Origin of the sequence: Leisingera sp. ANG-DT (genome assembly GCF_000813785.1) — a bacterium.
In the GTDB taxonomy this organism is placed as follows: domain Bacteria; phylum Pseudomonadota; class Alphaproteobacteria; order Rhodobacterales; family Rhodobacteraceae; genus Leisingera.
The window spans coordinates 39,516-60,475 of sequence record NZ_JWLE01000007.1 but is presented as its reverse complement, the minus strand read 5'-3'; the positions used below and the strand labels follow the sequence as shown (position 1 = coordinate 60,475).

Below are 20,960 nucleotides of genomic sequence, written 5' to 3'. Positions count from 1 at the left end.
CAAAATCCGGTTGCCGGCAGCCTGGTGCCAATTCAGGATTCTGCCTAGGGCTGATACTAAAAACATAGCGGATCCCCCGCAGTTATCACAGATTTTGTTTAAGCCCTCACTTGCCGCGTTTTCGGCATGCTTATCATTTTGCCAGATGCCGGGCAGGCAATCGGCCAAAATTCGACCGCACCGTCGGACATCTGCGGCGTGCAAGGGGACATGGTGCAAAGTAGAGAACCCAACGCAAATAGCATGCGTGGCCAATGAAATGGCTGTCTAAGGGGAAGGAGATGCGGGAACGGACACCGTTTACTTGCAGCGGTTTCAGGCAGTGCCCGGAATGGATTGCCCATCCGAATCTGAACCATCCCTATTGCCAGTGCCAGGCTTGGCAGCTGCCGATAAGAACGCTGTCGAATCCCTGACCACCAGTTTTGATTTCAACAAGCTGGGCGTGGGCGCCTGTTGGGTTTCTACCCATGAGGCTATTGCGTCTGCCGCCGCTGTGCCCATCCGCGACACCGGCAAGTGGACGGTGGTCAGCGCGGGAAACAAATGGGCTGACGCGGCCAAGTCGTCGAGCCCCATCACCGATTTTTCCTGTGGTACAGCCACACCCTCGCGCTGAAGCTCAAACAGCACGCCCGACGCCAGCACGTCCGACAGGCACAGAACAGCGCTTGGCTGCTCCTCCGCCTGCAGGATGCCGCGGCCCGCTTCGCAGCCGCCGGCAATGGACAAAGGGACTTCATGGAAACTCAGGTCAGGCTTCGGGCTGTGACCCTCGAGCCCGGCAATGCGCGATCGCGTCCGGTCGTTGCTGGCACTTGGTCCATGCACCACCGCGATCCGGCGGTGGCCCAGATCCGTCAGATGGGTGAGAGCGGTACGGGCCGCTGCTGCGTTATCATATCCGATAGTGGGCAGACGGTAGCCCGGATCATAGAACGATGTGGAAACCGTCGGCAGCTGACAGCGTTCGATCAGGCTGTAGAACTGCGGCGCGTGGGTAATACCGGACACGATCAGCCCCTCCGCGCCGATATCGACCAGTCCCTTGGCTTTCTCCGCCTCCTGGGCAGGGTCATTGTCGGTTGTCGCCACCACCAGCGACAGCCGGTGCGCCGCCAGCCGGCTTTCCATGCTGGCCAGCACCCGGGCAAAAATGGCGTTGTCCAGCGTCGGCACCAGCGCCCCGACAAACCGTGTGCGCCCGGTGTTAATGGCGCGGGCTGCGGCACTGGGCACCCAGTGCAGGCTGTTCATCGCCTCCTCGACCTTCTTCCGGGTTGCTTCTGCCACGGTTTCCGGTGCGTTCATGACGCGGGAAACCGTCGCCACCGAGACGCCGGCCGCCGCCGCAACGTCACGCAAGTTGGCGCGTTTCCGGGGAGTGTTCCGCTGCATTCCGCCTGCCTTCCTTTACCGCTCCGGCCTCATTGTTAACGAAAATCTTGACATATGTAACTGGTTTCATCAACTATGTAACCAGTTACATAACTAGATTCGGCAAAAAAATGACCCGCTACGCAGTCCTGCGCGACTTCGACAATATGGGGTTCAGAACCCTGGCCCGGTCCTTCCCCGGTTTCCCCAAGCCCCGCGAAGGCGTGACGCACCGCCTCGCCCCGCGCCAAGGCCTGATGCAGGAGATGCGGCCGGGGGATCTGCTGTCGCTTACCGGCTCGGACTGCCAGATCGCGGCGTTTGACACGGCGGGCGGCCCGGCGCTGGATGCACTGGGGCTGGCAGCAGACGGCACGCTGCAGTTGGCGGAAAGTGACGTCGGCGAGCTTCTGGGCTGGGTATGCGCCCGTGGTGGTGACAGCGCCACCGATATTCCGGCCTGCACGCGTGCCGCTGCGGAGGAGCCGCTGATTCTGAAAGCCTCCGCCCGGGCCACGGTCTGGATCTTCCGCACCGCACTGCCGCACGACCTGGTGCACGGCACCGTTTCTGGCGGGATGGAGATCACCTGGCAGCCCGGAACGGGCACCGCGCCGCTGCTGCCGCCGCTGCTCGGCGACACCCGCGACGAGTTCACCGTCAGCCGCGGCACCGGCTTTGCCTATGAGGTTAAGAAAGGCGAGATCATCCAGATCATCGACGTGGAGGGGCAGCAGTGTTCCGACTTCACCGCCTTCCGCGCCGCCGGGCTGGAGCGCGGCGAGGAGCTGATGATCGACAGCACCGCTACCCGCTCGATGGTGCGCCGCGCCTATCCGGGGCCGGGATTGCTAGATAAGTTTTTCGACCCCGGTATGCACCCGATGCTGAACGTGGTCCAGGACACTTGCGGCCGCCACGACACCTTCGGCCTCGCCTGCACCGCGCGCGGGTACGAGGAGCGCGGCTTCCCCGGCCATGTGAACTGCTCCGACAACATGTCCCACGCGCTGGCCCCATACGGCGTGGCACCGCGCGCGGCCTGGCCTGCCATCAATTTCTTCTGGAACACCTGGGTCGATCCGCATTCGCACCACATCCTGACCGAGGAATCGCACTCCCGCCCCGGCGACTATGTAGCAATGCGGGCGCTGGAGGATCTGGTCTGCGTCTCCACTGCCTGCCCGGACGATATCGACCCGATCAACGGCTGGAACCCCACGGATGTGCATGTCCGCATCTACCGCCCAGAAACACCCCTGCGCCGCGCTGTTGCCTACCGCGAAAAGGAAGACGCCCCGATGTCGATCAGCCAGAACTCCGCCTTTCACGAGCGGCTGGAGCCGCTGACCCAGCATTTTGCCCCCGCGCGTGATTTCTGGGCGCCGGTGAGTTTCCCGTCGCATGGCACCACAGGCGAATACTGGGCCTGCCGCAATGCAGTGACGCTGCAGGACATGAGCGGGCTGCGCAAATACGACATCGCCGGCCCCGACGCCGAAGTGCTGCTGCAGCAGGCCACGACCCGCAACGTCGCCAAACTGGCGGTGTGGCGCGGCTCCTATACGCTGATGTGCGACCAGGCTGGAACGGTGATCGACGACGGCACCCTGTTCCGGCTCGCCCCCGACCTGTTCCGCTGGTGCTGCGGCTCCGAGGAAAGCGGCCGGGTGCTGGAGACGCTGGCGCAGCAGATGGGCCTGCAGGTCCGCATCCACGACATGCGCGGCGCATTGCCCAATCTGGCCATCCAAGGCCCCAGGTCGCGCGACCTCCTACGCAAGATCGCCTTCACCCAGCCGCATGTGCCGCAGCTGGACCAGCTCAAATGGTTCGGCGTCACCGTGGCGCGGCTGCACGACCGCGAGGGTGCGCCCTTCATGCTGTCCCGCTCCGGCTACACCGGCGAGCTGGGCTATGAGATTTTCTGCTCCCAGGCCCACGCGCTGGAAATCTGGGACGCGGTGATGGAGACAGGCGAGGAATTCGGGGTCACCCCGATGGGCTCCGCCGCGCTGGAGATCATCCGGATCGAGGCCGGGCTGGCGGCCGCCAACGCGGAATTCGCACCGGGCGTGGAGGCGTTTGAGGCGGGCCTGGGCTTTGCCGTCGACCTGACCAAACCGCAATTCACTGGCAAGGTGGCGCTAGAGCGCAACGCGCGCGAGCCGCGCCGGGTGCTCAAGGGCCTGCTGCTGGGCTGCAATGACGTGCCGTTGCACGGCAGCCCGGTCTATGCCGGCGAACGGCAGGTCGGCACCCTCACCTCCGCCACCCGCTCGCCGATGCTGGAACATGCCATCGCCATCGCCCGGCTTGGTGTCGAGCACGCGGAAAACGGCACCCGGCTGGAAATCGGCCAGCTCGACGGCCGGATGAAACGCCTCGGTGCCACCGTCACGGATATTCCTTTCTTAGACCCGCAGCGCAAGCGGGCGCGCGCCTGAGGCGCTTGAAACAAACACCAACAGGAGAGAGAAAACGATGAAAAATATCATCTTCGCCACCGCCGTTACCGCCCTGGGCGCAGCTGCGGCCACTAGTGCCACGGCACAGGAGAAAGTCATGGTGGGCGAGCCCAGCTGGCCCGGAGCCAAGATCATGAGCCGGATCATCGGCCAGGTGATCGAAACCCGCCTCGGCAGCGAGGCCGGCTACGCCCCCGGCGCCAACGCGGTGATCTTCGCCTCGATGGACGGCGGCCGCGGCGACATCGACGTGCACCCGGATGTCTGGCTGCCGAACCAGGCCTCCTTCACCGATGAATATGTCGATCAGAAAGGCTCCGTGGCCCTCTCTTCCGGCAGCTACGAGGGCCGCGCAGGCATCTGCGTGCCCAACTACATGGTCGAGAAACACAACATCAAATCGATCTTCGACCTCGCCACCCCCGAAGCACAGGCACTGTTTGACAGCGATGGCGACGGCATGGGCGAGGTCTGGGTCGGCGCTTCCGGCTGGGCCTCGACCAACACCTTCAAGGTGCGGGTGCGCGACTACGGCATCGAAACCTTCCTGACCCCGACCACCGAAGACGAAACCGTGTTCTACTCCCGCCTCAAGGATCTGGTCGGCCAGGAGAAAGGCGCCGCCTTCTACTGCTACGCGCCGCACTATGTGCACGCGCTCTATGACGTGACCATCCTGGAAGAGCCGGAGCATGACGCAGCCACCTACAAGATGGTGCAGCCGGATCAGCATGCCGATTGGTACAACAACTCGCACATCTCCACCGGCGAGCCGGTCAAGACCGTGACCGTGGCCTATTCCAGCTCCTTGAAGGACCGCAACCCGGCCGCTGCCTCCTTCCTGTCCAGCATCGACATGAGCGCCGAAGCCCTGTCCGAACTCACCTACGAGGTGGTGGTCAAAGGCAATGAGATCGACGCGGTTGTTGCAGACTGGATCGCCGACAATGGCGATACCGTCGATACCTGGCTTGGCCTGAAATAACACGCCCTCCCACACGCGCGCTCCGGCGGCGGCCTGCCGCCGGGGCACCTTCATTAAGTTAGACGGGGGTCCGGATGGAAAAGGACATTGCAATCGACGCACGCGGCGTCTGGAAGATCTTCGGCGCACGCTCCGCCGAGGCGCTGAAGGCCATTCACGCCGAACGGCTGACCAAGCCGCAGGTGCTGGAGCGGTTCAACTGCGTGGTCGGCGTCGCCGATGCCAGCTTCCAGATCGAACGCGGCGAGCTGTTCTGCGTGATGGGCCTGTCTGGCTCCGGCAAATCGACGCTTGTGCGCCATGTGAACCGGCTCTTGGAGCCGACCGACGGCCATATCTACATCAACGGCGACGATGTGATGGGGCTGAACGCCGAAGGCCTGCGCGACCTGCGCAACCGCCGGGTTGCCATGGTGTTCCAGAACTTCGGCCTGATGCCGCACCGCACGGTGCGCGACAACGTGGCGATGCCGCTGGAAATCCGCGGCACCGGCAAGGCCCGCCGCTGGGAGGAAGCCGACCGGGTGCTGGAGCTGGTGGAGCTTTCGGGCTGGGAGGACAAATACGCTCATGAGCTGTCGGGCGGCATGCAGCAGCGCGTCGGGCTGGCCCGCGCCATCGCCTCCGACCCCGAGATCCTGCTGATGGACGAGCCGTTTTCAGCGCTGGACCCGCTGATCCGCAAGCAGCTGCAGGACCAGTTCATGGAGCTTTCCCGCAAGCTGGGCAAAACCACCATGTTCATCACCCATGACCTCGACGAGGCGATCCGCATCGGCCACCGCATCGCCATCATGAAGGACGGCCGCATCGTGCAGATCGGCACGCCGGAGGAGATCATCCTCAACCCGGCTGATGACTACGTGGCGGATTTCGTGGCTGGCATCTCCAAGCTCAACATGATCTTCGCCCATTCGGTGATGAAGCCGGTGGCGGAGTTCGAAGCCACCCACGGCGCCCTGCCCGCCGACGCCAGGGAGGCGCGGCCCGACATGGACCTAAGCGGCCTGATGGAACTGGCAGTGGACGGCCACGGCATCGTCAAAGTGGCGGATGATGGCGCCACCGTCGGGGTGATCAACCGCGCGGGCCTGATCCGCGCGATTCAGGACAGCCAGGCGTAAGGAGAAGGGTGATGCAACACATCGACCAATCACAGATCAAACCGGAGACCGCCGGACGCCTGAATGCGCTGGTGGCGGAATTCACCGGTCAGTCGCAGGCCTATTACCAGCGCGTTTTCTCCTACATGATGGAGGCGCCCGGTTACCGCTTCACCCTGAACCGCGCCGCCGCGCTGCTGGGGCCAGTCTGGTTCGGCGCCCGGGGCCTGTGGTCCTGGTTCCTGGGCTTTCTGCTGCTGGAAACGCTGGCCTATATCCAGATCGCGATGGGGCTGTTCGGTGACCTCGGCCGGGTCTCCCGCCTGCGCGCGGAACAGATTGCCCAGACGCTGGACCTGCGGCACCAGCAGATCGCTGCAGCCGAGGCCTCGGGCGCGTCCTCGCTCGAGTCCCTGAAACGCGCGGCAGAGTCGCTGGAGGCGGCGATGGCCGGCGCACAGCAGGCCGCGGCAGCCGCCAATGCCAGCGGCACCATCTACCTGATCGCCGGCGCGGCGCTGTTGCTGGCGGTCAAGTTCCTGGCGGCGTCGCTGGCGAACTGGACGCTGGAGGGGCAGTTTGCCCGCTGGCGCTCCGACCGCCGGGTCGCCAGCGGCTGGTCACTGCCGCGGCTAATCGTCTCCTCCGTGCTGGCCGCCGCCGTGGTCGTGCTGTCGGCGCTGAAATTCGCGATGCCCGATGCCTTCTCGCTGCTGAACGCCTTCCCCACCAACCGCGACTGGCGGCTGAACGTCGGCGACGGGGTGCAGGCGGCGTTCGACTGGACCAAGACCTCCGGGCGCGGCTTCTTTGACGGGCTGACCGCCGGCATGCGCACGCTTCTGGACTGGATCGAGGTGGTGCTGGTCGATACCCCCTGGCCGGTGGTGGCGCTGGTCATTGTGATGCTGGCCTACCTGTCGGCAGGCGCCCGGGTGGCGATCTTCACCGGCGCGGCGCTGGCCTACCTGGGCCTCTTGGACTTCTGGGAAAAGGCGATGACCACCATTGCCCTCCTGGGCGCCGCGGCGCTGATCTCGATCACCCTGGGTATCCCGCTCGGCATCTACTGCGCCCGCCGCCCCAAGGTTTTTGCGGTGGTGCGCCCGGTCTTGGACTTCATGCAGTCGATGCCCTCCTTCGTCTACCTGATCCCGGTGGTAGCCTTCATCGGCTCCGGCAAGCCCGCGGGCGTGGTCGCCACCATGATCTTCGGCAGCCCGCCGGTGATCCGCTTCACCGTGCTGGGCCTGCAGCAGGTGCCGGAAACCGTGCGCGAGGCCGCGCTCGCCTTCGGTGCCACCCCGCGTTACCTCCTGTGGCGGGTGGACCTGCCGCTGGCGCGCAAGACGATCATGGCCGGCGTCAACCAGACCATCCTCTTGTCACTGGCGATGGTGGTCGTGGCCTCGCTGATCGGCGCCAAGGGGCTGGGAGAGGACGTGCTGGAAGCGCTGCAATATGCCGCCGCCGGCCAAGGCATCCTGGCAGGTCTCGCAATCCTGTTCTGCGCCCTGATCCTCGACCGGATCGTGGCAGGCAAACGATGACCTGAAGACACCGCACCCGGCTTCCGCCGGGTGCGGCTTTCTTGACTGTCCAAAAAACTTCTTCAGCTGTAACCTGCTATCGAAGCTGGAGAGTGCCTCTTCTGATGCTGACAGGAGAGGACGTTTAATTAATAGAGCCTTTAAAAAAACAGTCTGAAACGGGGTGCGGTTGAATTGGCTGGGTCATTCCCTCACATCAAATACGTGGTCGCTGACGATTTCGATGCCGATCGAGGCCAGGTGCGGAATATGCATGGCCTTGTAGGCTTCCAGGTGCTCTAGGGCTTTGATCAGATAGGTGGAGCCAAAGTGTTCGGTACCGGCCTCTTGGGTCCAGATATTCCGGACAACAACTAGGTTCTGGGCCATGCTCTCGGCAAGATTTTTGGTGCCTTGGAGGAATTCTTCGGTGACGGGTCATCATAGTTCAGCTGGATGGGTAATCCCCCTTTTTTCGGAGCGCTTACTCCATCAGGTCCTTAGGATCAGGTTTTCCGGTTCAAATGCAGCATGCTTCTGTATGAAAAGCTGTTGCTTGTGGTGGAGCGGGCTTGTCCAACTGGCGTTGTTGGATTCAAACCGCACCGGTTGTTCCGCGCAAGATGTGCTCCAGTTTACAGCAGATTCTGAACGGCCTAGGCGCATCCGAGGTTATGAAGGCCGTGAACTGCTCGCCGGCGAGCGTCCCGATGGTGCCAGCAGGGATGCGAACCGTTGTCAGCCCCGGTTCGACTTCGGCGGATCCTTTGAAATCGCCGATGCCGATGACCGACAGCTGCTCCGGCACCCGCAGCCCACAGCGCTGCGCTGCATAAAGCGCGCCCTGGGCAATCACGTCATTGCCGCATAGCAGCGCGCTCGGTCGGGACGGTGCCGACAAAAGCGCGAGGGCCGCCTGCTTGGCCTGCGAAACACTGTATGGCGCTTCCGACTTGCGCCCCTCCGGCACCGCCACGCCTGCGGCCTCAAGTGTTTCCAGAACCGCCTCCAGCCGGTGCCGTGCCCGGTCGTTGCCGCTGGTGTCGGGAAAGATTAGGCCAATGTCCCTGTGCCCCAGGGCTACCAAGTGCTCCGCTGCCATCCGTCCGGCCAGTTTGTTGTCGGCGCCGACGCAGGGCAGATCGGCATCCTCTGCATAGTTCCAAATCGCCATTGTCGGCATTTCCTGCTGCGCAATCAGCCGCGCGGTAGCCTCGGAATGCTCCAGCCCGATCAGCGCCACACCATCCACCCGGTGCTCCATCAGCTTGCGCACCATCTCGTATTCCCGCTCCAGATCATAGCCGTGCGAGGCCAGAAGCAGGGTAAAGCCGGCCCGGTCGATCGCATCCGAGAACGCCTGGATCACCTCGGCAAAAATCGCATGGTTGATGGTTGGCACCACCAGCCCGATGGTGCCCGACCGCTTGCCGTGCATCATCTGCGCCGCGCGGTTTCTGACATATCCGAGTTTCTGCACCGCACGGGTGATCTTCTTGCGAGTCGCCGGGCTTACCAGATCGGGGTGATTGAAGGTGCGCGACACCGTTGAGGGCGACACTTTTGCAGCCTTTGCTACCGCAACGATATCCACGTTACCCTTCTGTTTCGGCGCCATAATCTCCCCTCCCCCGGCAAGATTCATGAAAACGTTTGCAATACTATTTTCATAGCCTAACCTGTTTTGTCAACAAATGTAAAAGCGCGATCAGCCGGGTTGGGAGGCCCCGAATGGACTTCATATTTTACTTCGGAGATGTGTTCTCGCCGCTGTCATTCCTGCTGCTGCTGGGCGGCACAATCGGCGGGCTTATCCTGGGGGCAACACCGGGGCTTTCGCCGACAATGGCGGTGGCGCTGCTGATCCCCTTCACCTTCCATCTGGAGGCCGTTCAGGGCCTGATTCTGCTGGGCGCCGCCTATACCTCCACCGTGGCCGGCGGCGCAGTCAGCGCGATCCTTCTGAAGATCCCCGGCGCACCCGCAAACATCGCCACCACGCTGGACGGCCACAAGATGGCCAAGCAGGGCCAGGGCGCCAAGGCGCTGCAGCTGTCGTTCCTGGCCTCCGCCGTCGGCGGCATCTTCGGCGTGCTGCTGCTGATCTTCCTGACCCCGCTGCTAGCCCAGTGGGCGCTGGCCTTCGGCCCCTCGCATCTGTTCTGGCTGGCGATCCTGGGCGTCACGGTGATCGGCTCGCTGGACTCGGCCTCCGTGGTCAAGGGGCTGCTCTCGGGCTGCATCGGCTTGTGGCTGGCCACCATCGGGTTCGACGACATCATGGGCGCCCAGCGGTTCATCTTCCATCCGTCGCTTGGCGGCGGTATCAACATCATCGCGGCGCTGATCGGCCTCTTTGCCATCCCGCAGGTGCTTACCATGTTCGCCAAGGGCCGCCGTGCGGACGGCGCCGAGGTGATCGAGGTGCAGAAGCATTCCGTGCTTGACGCCACCCGCGAACTGCTGCGCCGCCCGCGCGCCCTTAGCATCGGCACCATCACCGGCTCCATCATCGGGCTGATACCCGGCGTCGGCGGCCAGATCGCCGGGCTGGTGGCCTATGACCAGACCAAGAAGTTCTCCTCCGAGAAGGAGAAGTTCGGCAAGGGCCACAGCGAAGGCGTGATCGCCGCAGAGGCCGCCAACAACGCCATGGTCGGCCCGTCGCTGGTACCACTCTTGACGTTGTCGATCCCCGGCAGCCCTACCGCCGCGGTGCTGCTGGGCGGGTTGCTGATCCACGGCATTTTCCCCGGCTCTGATCTGTTCGACAATCACCCGGATGTGGCCTGGACCTTCATCAACTCGATGCTGGTCGGCCAGGTCCTGATGTGCCTGTTCGGTCTCTATGTGGCGGGCCTCGCCGCCCGCGTTGCCCAGGTGCCGCAATCGGTGATGGCCGCCATCGTGCTCGCCCTCTCCGCCTTCGGCGCCTACTCGGTGCAAAGCTCGATGGGCGACGTCTACGTGATGGCCTGCCTCGGCATCGGCATGTACTTTCTGGAACGTTTCGGCTTTTCCGCCGCGCCGCTGGTGCTGGGCCTGATCCTTGGTCCAATCGCTGAGGCGAACTTCATCCAAGGCGGCATGATCGCGGACGCCACCGTCGGCAAGGCCAGTTACTTCCTGTCGGGCGGGCTGAACATCTTACTGATCGCCGTGGTCGTCGCCTCCATCGCCTACTCGGCCTGGATGGAACTGCGCAGCCGCCGCTACACCACCAAAGAGGAGGCGCAAGCATGAACCGGTCTCAGCACATCCTTGGCTCCGGTCTGGTCTTTGCCGTCGGCATCTGGGTCGCCTGGGTCAGTTACACCCAGCAGCCTGCCGAGGCCTTCCTGTTTCCGCGCCTGATCGCATCCGTCTTTGTGGTGCTGGCGGGCTGGACCTTCGGCAAGGCTGCCCTCGGCCTCAGCAAGGTCGGCTCCGGCGTGTCCCGGACAATGTTCCTGAACATGGTTCCGGGTCTGGCGGTGATGCTGATCTATGTCTTTTGGGCAGCCAAGGCGCTGGGGTTCTACACCGCCACCGCCATCGGATTTTTCATCCTGCTGTCGCTCTACGACCCGGCGCCGCATTCCGAAGGCAAAACCTGGGTAAAACGCATGCTGGTCACCGCCGTCTTCGTGGCGGTGATGTACGGCCTCTTTGCAAAACTGCTGAGTGTCTACACGCCGCGGGAAATTCTGTTCTGACCACCGGAACGCGGTCCGAAACCAATAAGGAGGAGAAGAAAATGAAGAAACTGATTGCAGGCGCTGCCATCGCGCTGATGGGTTTGGCAGGCGCTGCCATGGCCGAAGAGTACCCGGAACGCCCGATCATGATGATGGTCTCTTACGGGGCCGGCGGGGCAACCGATTTCCAGGCCCGGATCGTCACCATGACCGCCGGCAACGAGGATGCGCTGGGAATGCCCATCGCCATCATCAACAAGCCCGGCGCGGGCGGCCGTGTCGGCTGGAACTGGTTTGCGACCCAGGCCGATGCCGACGGCTACACGCTCGCGGCCTACAACGTGCCACACTTCATCGCGCAGTCGATCAAGGGCGGTGTGTCCTATTCCGCAGACAGCTTTGAACCCATCGCCAACTGGGGCGCAGACCCGGCGGTCTTTGTGGTCGGTGCTGACAGTCCCTTCAATTCGATGGCGGATGTGGTTGCCTATGCCACGGAAAACCCGGGCAAGCTGACCTTTTCCGGCGCCGGCCTGTTTGTCGGCCACCACATCGCGGCGCTGCAGATCGAAAAGGCCGCAGGCGTGAAAATGGCCTACATCCCGACCAAGGGCGGCGGTGCCGCTGCGATGAAGGCAGTGATCGCCGGTGAGGTAATGGGCGGCATCAACAACCTGTCGGATGCCTACCGTGCGCAGGAGGCCGGCAACGTCAGGATCCTGGGGGTTGCCGACCTGCAGCGCTCCGATTTCCTGCCCGACGTGCCCACCATGCAAGAGCAAGGTCTGGAGGTCGACAATTCCTCCGTCAATTTCCGCGGCGTGATGGTGCCCAAGGGCACGCCGCAAGAGGTGATCGACAAGCTCGCTGCAACCGTGCCTGCGATGTTCGCCAATGACCGGGTCTCCAAGAAGATGGCGGCCGGCGGCTCACCCATGCACATCATGACCCGCGACGAGGTCAAGGAGATGTGGGCCGCCCGCGAACAGACACTGAAAGAGCTTCTGGCAGGGCTCTGATCCCAGCCGGAACTCCTCCGGGGCGCGCACAGCCGCAGCGCGCCCCGGCCTAGAAATCGAGGTAAGACATGAACGCTCAGGACGCACTCGCCTCCGGCGCCGCCGAGGTGGAACAGATCGTGGTGCGCGCCCGCACCGCCCAACAGGACTTTGAAGCCAAGGGAAGCCAGGCTCTCTATGACAAAGCTGCCCTGGCGGCCGGATGGGCCATCATGGAGCCCGCCCGCAACCGCGCCCTGGCCGAGCTGGCGGTGGAAAGCACCGGCCTCGGCAATGTGCCGGACAAGATCACCAAGAACCACCGCAAGACGCTGGGACTGCTGCGCGACATCGCGGACGTCCAGACCCATGGCATCATCAGCGACGACCCTGAAACTGGCATCACCGAGATCATGCGCCCCATCGGCGTGATCGGCGCCGTTGTTCCCTCGACCAACCCGGCGGCGACGCCTGCCAACAACATCATCAACGCGCTGAAGGGCGGCAATGCCATCGTCGTGGCCCCCTCCCCCAAGGGCGTCGCTTCCTGCGAGTTGCTGCTGGCCTATATCCACGCCGAGTTTGCCAAGCTGGGCCTTAATCCTGATCTGGTGCAGATGATCCCTGCACCCGGTTCCAAAGCCAAAACCCAGGCGTTGATGGAGGCCGCCGACCGGGTGATCTGCACCGGCAGCCAGAACAACGTCCACCGCGCCCAGTCCTGCGGCACGCCTGCCGTGGCCGTGGGGGCCGGCAATGTGACCGTGATCGTGGAAGAAACCGCGGATCTGGCCGATGCCGCGGCCAAGATCACCGCTTCCAAGTGTTTCGACAACGCCACCTCCTGTTCCTCGGAAAATTCCGTCGTGGTGGTGGATTCCATCTATGACCAGTTCATTGCAGCGCTCGCCCAGGAAGGCGGCGCGCTGGTGCCGGAGGCTGAGGCAGATGGCATCATCGCCAGACTCTGGCCGGACGGCCATCTGAACCGCGCGGTCATCGCCCAGGATGCCAGCAAGATGCTGGGCGCATTGGGCATGGCCGGCAAAGTCCCCTCAGACACCAAATTCCTGGCGGTGGAAACCAGGGGCATCGGCCCGGATCACCCGCTGTCCGGAGAGAAGCTGAGCCGCATCCTCGCCGTCTACCGGGCCGCGGATTACGCAGATGCCAAGGCCATCGCTACCCGCATCCTCACCCATCAGGGCGCCGGCCACTCCATCGGCATCCACACCGCCCTGGACGGGCGCGCCGTCGAACTTGGCCGCGAACTGCCCACCTGCCGGGTGATCGTCAACCAGGCGCATACTTTCGCCACCGGCGGCGCCTTTACCAATGGCATGCCGTTCTCCCTGTCGATGGGCTGCGGCAGCTGGGGCGGCAATTCCATCGACACCAACCTCAACTGGCGCCACTTCGTCCAGTCCACCAAGATTGTACGCGAGATTCCCGCCCGCGAACCGGCGCTGGACGACATCTTTTCCACCTACTGGGCGGAGGTGGGCCAATGATGGAACCGCCCAAGGGAACCACCCGTGACTGGCTCGACACACGCGCAGCAGAAGGCGGCACCGGCTTTGTCTTTCCGGACGGCGGCCCAGATCTGAGCTGGCAGGAGCTGCGCAAGACGGCAGAGGCAATCGCCCGCTACCTGACCGCCAAGGGAATCGCCAAGGGCGAAAGCATCGCCATCCTGCACCCCAACGGGCGCGAAGCGCTTGAATGCCTTTTCGGCGTGCTCTACGGCGGCTTCCGCGCCACCATGATCAACCTTGTTGCCGGCAACAGCGCGGTGTCTTACGCCCTGCAGCACAGCGGCGCTCGCTTTGCCTTTGTCCACCCCAGCCAAACGGACCTGTTTCAAGAGACTGCCAGCCTGCCCTTTCTCTCCCCTTTGGACCAGGCGGCAGCAACCGGCGGGTCACCGGCAGAGCTGCACCCGCTTTCTGCCGGTGACCACGCTTTGCTGATGTACACCTCAGGCACAACCGGCCAGCCCAAGGGGGTGGTGCATACGCACGCCAGCCTGCTGGCGGGCGGCTGGACCACCGCCGTGGCGCATGAGCTGACACCGCAGGACCGCGGCCTCTGCGTGCTGCCCATCTACCATATCAACGGGCTCTGCGTGACGGTGATGGGCGCGCTGACCTCTGGCGGCTCGCTGGCCATGTGCGAACGCTTTTCCGCCAGCCGCTTCTGGGCCCATGCCGGCTGGTCGCAGGCCACCTGGTTCTCTGTGGTCCCCACCATCATCTCGCATTTGCTGCACTCGGATCTGGACCCCGTTGACAGCACTAAGGCGCGGCTGCGCTTCGGCCGTTCCGCCTCTTCCGCACTGGCTCCCGACGTTCAGCGCGCGTTTGAGGATCGCTTTGGAGTCCCGATCATCGAGACCATGGGCCTGACTGAGACCGCGGCCCAGATCCTGTCCAACCCCCTGCCCCCGGGCATCCGCAAGATTGGTTCGCCCGGTTTTGCCTACGGCAACGAGGTGACAATCCTCGATGCCCGGCTGCAGCCCGTCAGTGATGGCAGCGAGGGCGAACTGGCGGTGCGCGGCCCCAACGTCATGCTGGAATACCTGAACAACCCGGAAGCCACGGCCGCGACCTTCACCCCAGACGGCTGGCTGCGCACCGGCGATCTGGGCCGTATCGACGGCGATGGCTACGTCTATGTCACTGGGCGGCTCAAGGAACTGATAATCAAGGGCGGCGAAAACATCGCGCCACGCGAGATCGACGAGGCGCTTTATTCTCATCCTGACGTGATAGAGGCCGCCGCCTACGGACGCCCCTGCAATACCTACGGTGAAACAGTGGAAGCGGCGGTGAAAATCCGCGACGGCTCCAGTCTCACCGCGCTGGAGCTGATTGAAATCTGCCGGTCCCAGCTCGGTAATTTCAAGTCTCCTGACGAGGTCCACATTCTGGACGACCTCCCCAAAGGCCCATCCGGTAAGATCCAGCGGAACAGGATCCTTGAGGAGATCACGGATCGCGTGGCCGGGAAGAGCAGCTGAGAGAAGCGTCAGGCAGGACTTGCTAGTTGGATGCAGCGCGACGACGGACCAATACCAGAATAGGATCTGAAACGGTAACGTCGCCGCCAGATGATAAGGTTTCCTCGCGTCGCAATTTGGAAGGAGTGGCAATGGGTCCTAACTGGCTGTAATTCGTGAAGGTAACGGGGCCCGGCACCCGCATGTCAGCAGTGCAAAGCCAGTCGGGGAGATACTGCTTCCTACAGTTCTTCCAGTTGGAAACTATTTTATTGGCTCGTTCCTGAGCGACCAGACATAACTAAGAAAGGGAGTGTATTCGCCATGACCGTGTCGGCCGCGGCATTCCGGATGCCTGGGAATTTGGTATCTGAGCGAACTTGAGGGTCAGCCGTGCCACGCTCTGTTCTGTGGCGTCAGACACCAGCTTCGAAATACGCTTACAGCAATTCGGTGGATGAACTGGGTGCTGCTATAAATTTTCTGCGAGCATATCCGCCTCCAGCTGCATGCATTTTCTTGAAAGCTCAGAATCGCTGTAGCGCACGACTGGTTCACTGTGGTCGGCAGCACAAGGAAATAGTCCCATTCTCTATTCTCCCATCAGCCCCTCTATCAGAACCGGACAGTCTAAGAGGATTGCAAATGCCGCTTGTACGTTGCTGAGGCTGTGTTTGGAGGAAAACCTTGTGCATCCTTGGGTTGACGTCAGGAAGGTAAGTCGCACTCTTGGTTCTAGGTGAACCGAAACTACTGCAATATCAGTTCACTGGCCTTTTCCCCGATCATGATCGCGGGCGCGTTGGTGTTGCCCGACACGATCTCCGGCATGATTGAGCAGTCCGCCACCCGCAGGCCCCGAATGCCATGCACGCGGAGTTCCGCATCAACCACCGCGTCGCCGCCCTGTCCCATCTTGCATGTGCCGGTGGGGTGATAAATCGACGCGGTGTTGCTGCGTGCCCAGTCCAGCGTCGCCTCGTAATCGTTCATCGGCAGATCCGCACTTGGGCGGAACTCCTCAGAGATCTTCGAGGTCAGCGGCGCGTGGCGGGCGATCTTGCGGGCAATGTTCACCCCGGCCACGATGGTCTGGCAGTCGGTTTCGGCCGACAAGTATTTCGGTATGATTTTGGGATAGGTGTTCGGATCGGCGGACACGATCCGGATCTCGCCTTTGCTTTCAGGGCGCAGCTGGCAGACCGACATGGTGAAGGCCGAGAAGGGATCTGCCCCCTTGCCCGGGTTCTCGGCCGACAGCGGCTGCACGTGGAATTGGACGTCCGGGGTCTCCAAGTCGTCGCGGGTCTTCATGAATCCGGTGGCCAAGCTCGCGGCCATTGTCATCGGACCGGCCCGGAATAGCGCATATTTCAGGCCTATCTTGGCCTGGCCGAACAGGGTGCGGACCTCGTCGTTCAGCGTCGGCTCATTGCATTTGTAAACCAGCCGCGCCTGCAAATGGTCCTGCATGTTTTTGCCGACGCCATAGAGGTCCTTTTTGACCTCAATGCCGTGTTCGGCAAGCTGTGCCGCCTCGCCGATGCCCGACATCATCAGGATCTGGGGCGAGTTGATGGCGCCGCCCGACAGTACGATCTCGCGCCGCGCGGTGATGCGCTGCATTTGCCCCGACCTGTCCTTGTACAGAACCGCCACGGCGCGGCCGTCCTGGATGTCGACCTTCTGCACCATCGCTCGGGTGATGATCTGCAGGTTCTCGCGTTTCTTCACCGGATTCAGGAAGGCCACGGCGGCGCTGCAGCGGCGGCCTTTCTTGGACGTGAGCTGGAAGAAACCGACGCCCTCCTGGGTGGCGCCGTTATAATCCGGGTTGAACGGGTATCCCGCCGCCTGCGCAGCCGCGACCCAGGCATCCGTTATGGGGCGCTGGATGCGCATGTTGGAAACCGACAGCGGACCGCCGGTGCCATGGAATTCATCTTCGCCGCGCTCATTGTTCTCGGAGCGTTTGAACAGCGGCAGGACATCCTCCCAGCCCCAGCCGGCATTACCCATCTGTAGCCAGCGGTCATAGTCCTGCGGCTGGCCGCGAACGTACAAAAGACCGTTCAGCGAAGACGAGCCGCCCAGCACCTTTCCGCGGGGCCATTCGATCGAACGGCCGTTCAGGCCCGGATCCGGTTCGGTCTTGTAGCACCAGTCGACCGAGGGGTTGTGGATCGTCTTGAAGTAGCCAACAGGGATGTGGATCCAGGGATTGATATCCCGCCCGCCTGCCTCCAGCAGCACCACCTTGTTGCTTGGGTTGGCGCTCAGCCGGTTGGCGATGACGCACCCCGATGACCCCGCTCCGATAACAATGAAATCTGCTTCCACGACCTTCTCTCCGGCTTGTGTGGAAAAAACTTCTATACAGATCGCAGGAAATAATCTAGGCTTTTTTGATACGAAACGTCTCAATAATTGATCTTAGGGAGGAGAATTATGGGGCTTACTAACAAACTGAGCCGTATTTCGCGGCGGGATCTGTTCCGCGTTGCAGGTACTTACGGGATGAGCTCGACGCTGCTGGCAGCAGGCGGTTTCGGCGGCGCGATGAGCCTGGCGAATCTCGCCTCGGCTGCGGAATCGACCTATGAGAAGCGCTACGCTAAGCCCGCCAAGCACACGCTGAAGTTCGGCGCTTCCGGCTTCAACGCGCGCAACCTGCTGATCGAACGGGCCGGCGCGCTGGAGTTTGCCCGGGACCTTGAGGCCCGTACCGACGGCGAGATCCGTATAGAGTTCATCGGCGACAACCAGATCTGCGGCCAGCTGAGCTGCGTCGAGAAAACCCAGCAGGGGATTGTCGACATCTACGCCGCTTCAACCCAGAACTCGGCCGGCGGCGCACCCTACCTGAACGTGCTGGACTATGCCTTCATGTTCCCAGGCCGCGCGTCCCAGTACCATTTCCTCTATCACCCGAAGAGCCAGGAAATCCTGCGCGACCCGCTGGAGAAGCGCCACGGCCTGAAGTTCCTGTTCAGCCATTGCGAGCTGCGCGGCATCCAGCTGGGCTTGAAATACAAGGACCAGCCGACCATCACCAAGCTGGAGCAGCTGTTCGGGACCAAGAACCGCGTTACCGGCACCCAGCTGGGCCGGATTGCGATGAATGCCCTGAACCTGAACCCTGTGCCAGTGGCATGGGAAGAAACCCTCGACGGGCTGAAGCAGGGCCTGATCGACGGCGCCGAAACCTGGGCCTCCGCAGTGGCCTATGCCAACATGGCGCCAGTGGTCTCGCAGTCCGTTGACCTCAAGTTCTTCTGCGGCACCGAGCATACCTCGATGTCGGCGAAGGTCTTCGACGGCCTCGAGGGCTATCTGCAGGACGCGGTGATGGAGAGCGCCTATTGGGCACAGGCCCATGTGCAGGCTGCAAACGAGGCGGCGCTGGTGAAGACCGTCGGCTTCTCCGACCCGCAGCTGCCGGGCACGGTGTTTGCGGAACACGGCGTCCGCCCGGCCTTCCTGCCAGACAGCGAAATCCGCATGGCCGAGGAAATGTGCTCGCCCGAGTTCCAGCCGCAGCTGTGGGAGCAGTGGCGCGACCGCCTGAACAAATGGGCTGGCGGCATCGACACCTACCAGGAAATCTACACCATCGCGCGCGAAGTCGACAAAGACATGAAGCCCGAAAACGTAGAACCGCGCCGCTGGTGGAAGGGCTGACAAAGGCCTGAACAATGAGCATAGGGCCGGTGCCAGATTGCGTCGGCCTTGTTTGCCCGACAGGATCCGGCAGGATCACAGGGGCAATGAGGGGAGGAACACATGCAGCTTTGGCCGGATATCGCTGCCATTTTCAGCGCCTTCGCGTCCCAGGATAGCTGGGAAATCCGCAATGCCCTGGAAAGCAATGCCGCTTGGGTGCTGGGCACCGCCGCCGCCGCGCTCGGCGGCCTTCTGGTGATGCTGGTCTACCGGCTGGTGCCGCTGCTGGACCGGCACCTGGAGCGCACCATCATGGTGTGGAGCTACCTGGCGATTGCCTTCATCATTTTCTGGGGTGTGATTGACCGCTTCGTGTTCAAGAACCAGCAGCCCTGGTCCACCACCATTCCGCCGCTGCTGTTCATGATCATGGCTTGGTTCGGGGCCGCCTTCAACGTGCGGCTGCGGACCCATCTCAGCTTCTCGGAATTCCGCACCGTCATGCCCCGCTGGGCGCAGATGGGCTGCCTGACGTTGGATGCGGTCCTGTGGTTCGGCTTTGCGGTGATCGTCTTTGTCACCACCACCCGGCTGACGGCGCTGTCGGCCTCGAACTTCCAGATCGTGCTGGGCACCGACAGCGTGCTGCAGTGGTGGTTCCTGATCACCGCGCCCCTGTCCTTTGTCCTGATGATCGCCCGGGTGTTTGAAAACCTGGCCGACGACATCCGCAACTACCGCAGCGGCGCGCCGCTGATCAAACAGGCTGTGATCGGAGGAGACGTGTAATGGATACGGGAACCTGGGTCACGCTGATCTCGATTGGGGTCACCTTCCTGTTCATGCTGGGCGTGCCGGTGCTGCTGGTGATCGGCTATTGGGTGATCGGTTGCTCCTTCGTGCTGGGGCTGACGCTCGACAACATGGGGGCGGAGCTTCTGAATGTGTTCAACAAGGGCTTTGCGCTCCTGGCGATGCCGCTGTTCATCCTGACCGGCGACCTGATCAACCAGTCCGGCATCGCCCGGCGCCTTTCGGATTTTGCCTATGCCTGCCTTGGCTGGATGCGCGGCGGGCTGGCGATGGCCTCGCTCGGCGCCTGCGGGCTGTTTGCCGCCATTTCAGGCTCTAACTCGGCGACAACGGCCACCATCGGCTCGATGCTGCACCCGGAAATGGTCAAGGGCGGCTATGACGAGCGTTTCTCGGCGGCCACCGCCGCCGCGGGCGGCACCGTGGGCATCATCATCCCGCCGTCGATCATCTTTATCGTCTACGGGTTCCTGATGAACCTGCCGATTTCCGACCTGTTCGTCGCGGGCATCCTGCCTGGCGCGATGATGGTCATCGGCATGCAGCTGGCCTGCTGGATCATCTGCCGCAAGAACGGCTGGGGCTTCCTGATCCCCTTGCAGCTGAACCGGGTCCTGAAAACAGCCTTCGGCGCCTGGCTTGGCTTCTTTGCCATCGGGCTGGTGCTGTGGGGCATCTACACCGGCAAGTTCTCCCCTACTGAGGCGGCGGGCGTTACCGTTGGTTTCTGCGTGATTGCGGGCGTGCTGTCTTGGGTGGTGACCAAAATCACCGGTGCCCGCAGTGACAAGACGTGGGAAGAAAAATCCTATGCTGAAATGCTGGTGGTTGAGGGTTTCACCATCCCGCAGATCCCCGGCATCGTGGTGCGCTCGGCCCAGATCACTGGCATTCTGGCGCCGCTGATCGCGATTTCCGTGGTGATGCAGCAGATCCTGTCGCTCCTCGGGGCGCAGCAGGCGATCGGCGGGTTTGTCACTTCAATGGGTGGCTACCATGCGGTGCTGTTCACCTCGATGGTCATCGTGTTCTTCTCCGGCATGGTGCTGGAAAGCCTGCCGGTGACCATCATCCTGGCGCCGATCCTGGCCCCCATCGCGGCCTCTGTTGGGGTCGACCCGATCCATTTCTCAGTGATCTTCCTAGTCGGCGCCTCCATCGGCTTCATCACCCCGCCCTACGGGCTGAACCTCTACGTCGCATCCGGTGTGACCGGTGTTCCGTATTTCCGCCTGCTCCGCTATACGGTTCCTTACCTTGCAGCCCTGATCGGGGTCTGGGTACTGGTCTCACTGGTTCCTGATTTCGCGCTGGTGCTGCTGCCCAACAAGTAGCGATGAGGCGGC

Annotated in this window: 15 protein-coding genes and 1 pseudogene; 12 read left to right on the top strand and 4 right to left on the bottom strand. The window is 62.8% G+C overall.

What is annotated here, in order from left to right; translation table 11 throughout:
• Positions 1 to 315 precede the first annotated feature (315 nt).
• Entirely contained in the window at positions 316 to 1,398 is a 1,083-nt protein-coding gene (locus RA21_RS09035; RefSeq protein WP_039147984.1) for a substrate-binding domain-containing protein, read from the bottom strand.
• Between the two features lie 110 nt (positions 1,399 to 1,508).
• On the opposite strand from RA21_RS09035, the gene RA21_RS09030 reads away from it, so the two are divergent.
• The 4 genes from RA21_RS09030 to RA21_RS09015 all read left to right on the top strand — a co-directional run bounded on the left by RA21_RS09030 (position 1,509) and on the right by RA21_RS09015 (position 7,483).
• Positions 1,509 to 3,824: a DUF1989 domain-containing protein gene (locus tag RA21_RS09030; protein WP_039147981.1), complete on the top strand. Its 2,316-nt coding sequence runs from the start codon at positions 1,509 to 1,511 to the stop codon at positions 3,822 to 3,824.
• Between the two features lie 37 nt (positions 3,825 to 3,861).
• Complete coding sequence (locus RA21_RS09025) at positions 3,862 to 4,830, top strand: ABC transporter substrate-binding protein (RefSeq protein WP_039147979.1); 969 nt, start codon at positions 3,862 to 3,864, stop codon at positions 4,828 to 4,830.
• A 74-nt stretch (positions 4,831 to 4,904) separates the two neighbouring features.
• Entirely contained in the window at positions 4,905 to 5,954 is a 1,050-nt protein-coding gene (locus tag RA21_RS09020; RefSeq protein ID WP_039147976.1) for a quaternary amine ABC transporter ATP-binding protein, read from the top strand.
• 11 nt (positions 5,955 to 5,965) lie between these two features.
• Positions 5,966 to 7,483 carry an ABC transporter permease gene (locus RA21_RS09015; protein ID WP_039147973.1) on the top strand — a complete coding sequence of 506 codons (1,518 nt, stop codon included), beginning with the start codon at positions 5,966 to 5,968 and terminating at the stop codon, positions 7,481 to 7,483.
• A 183-nt stretch (positions 7,484 to 7,666) separates the two neighbouring features.
• Here the strand turns inward: RA21_RS09015 and RA21_RS09010 are convergent.
• A pseudogene (locus RA21_RS09010) lies at positions 7,667 to 7,888 on the bottom strand (YdhR family protein); the annotation flags it as partial.
• Positions 7,889 to 8,057: 169 nt separating this feature from the next.
• Entirely contained in the window at positions 8,058 to 9,080 is a 1,023-nt protein-coding gene (locus RA21_RS09005) for a LacI family DNA-binding transcriptional regulator (RefSeq protein ID WP_039147969.1), read from the bottom strand.
• A gap of 113 nt (positions 9,081 to 9,193) precedes the next feature.
• On the opposite strand from RA21_RS09005, the gene RA21_RS09000 reads away from it, so the two are divergent.
• From RA21_RS09000 to RA21_RS08980, 5 genes are all read left to right on the top strand, one after another.
• Positions 9,194 to 10,705, top strand: coding sequence for a tripartite tricarboxylate transporter permease (locus RA21_RS09000; RefSeq protein ID WP_019296376.1), 1,512 nt, complete (start codon positions 9,194 to 9,196; stop codon positions 10,703 to 10,705).
• Positions 10,702 to 11,157 carry a tripartite tricarboxylate transporter TctB family protein gene (locus tag RA21_RS08995; protein WP_019296375.1) on the top strand — a complete coding sequence of 152 codons (456 nt, stop codon included), beginning with the start codon at positions 10,702 to 10,704 and terminating at the stop codon, positions 11,155 to 11,157. Before RA21_RS09000 ends, RA21_RS08995 begins: the two co-directional genes overlap by 4 nt.
• A 41-nt stretch (positions 11,158 to 11,198) precedes the next feature.
• Positions 11,199 to 12,158, top strand: a complete 960-nt coding sequence (locus RA21_RS08990; protein WP_019296374.1) for a Bug family tripartite tricarboxylate transporter substrate binding protein — start codon at positions 11,199 to 11,201, stop codon at positions 12,156 to 12,158.
• Between the two features lie 68 nt (positions 12,159 to 12,226).
• Positions 12,227 to 13,648 carry an acylating sulfoacetaldehyde dehydrogenase gene (gene sauS / locus RA21_RS08985; protein ID WP_039147966.1) on the top strand — a complete coding sequence of 474 codons (1,422 nt, stop codon included), beginning with the start codon at positions 12,227 to 12,229 and terminating at the stop codon, positions 13,646 to 13,648.
• Positions 13,645 to 15,159 (top strand): class I adenylate-forming enzyme family protein, encoded by a 1,515-nt coding sequence (locus RA21_RS08980; protein ID WP_039147962.1) that lies wholly within the window; start codon positions 13,645 to 13,647, stop codon positions 15,157 to 15,159. The genes sauS and RA21_RS08980 overlap by 4 nt, the downstream gene beginning before the upstream one ends.
• Positions 15,160 to 15,888: 729 nt before the next feature.
• Here RA21_RS08980 and RA21_RS08975 read toward each other — a convergent pair.
• Positions 15,889 to 17,478 (bottom strand): GMC family oxidoreductase, encoded by a 1,590-nt coding sequence (locus RA21_RS08975; protein WP_019296371.1) that lies wholly within the window; start codon positions 17,476 to 17,478, stop codon positions 15,889 to 15,891.
• A gap of 108 nt (positions 17,479 to 17,586) precedes the next feature.
• On the opposite strand from RA21_RS08975, the gene RA21_RS08970 reads away from it, so the two are divergent.
• The 3 genes from RA21_RS08970 (at position 17,587) to RA21_RS08960 (ending at position 20,948) form a co-directional block, all read left to right on the top strand.
• Positions 17,587 to 18,819: a TRAP transporter substrate-binding protein gene (locus RA21_RS08970; RefSeq protein WP_039147959.1), complete on the top strand. Its 1,233-nt coding sequence runs from the start codon at positions 17,587 to 17,589 to the stop codon at positions 18,817 to 18,819.
• Between the two features lie 102 nt (positions 18,820 to 18,921).
• Positions 18,922 to 19,590 carry a TRAP transporter small permease gene (locus RA21_RS08965; RefSeq protein WP_039147957.1) on the top strand — a complete coding sequence of 223 codons (669 nt, stop codon included), beginning with the start codon at positions 18,922 to 18,924 and terminating at the stop codon, positions 19,588 to 19,590.
• Positions 19,590 to 20,948: a TRAP transporter large permease gene (locus RA21_RS08960; protein ID WP_019296368.1), complete on the top strand. Its 1,359-nt coding sequence runs from the start codon at positions 19,590 to 19,592 to the stop codon at positions 20,946 to 20,948. The genes RA21_RS08965 and RA21_RS08960 overlap by 1 nt, the downstream gene beginning before the upstream one ends.
• The last annotated feature ends 12 nt before the right edge of the window (positions 20,949 to 20,960 follow it).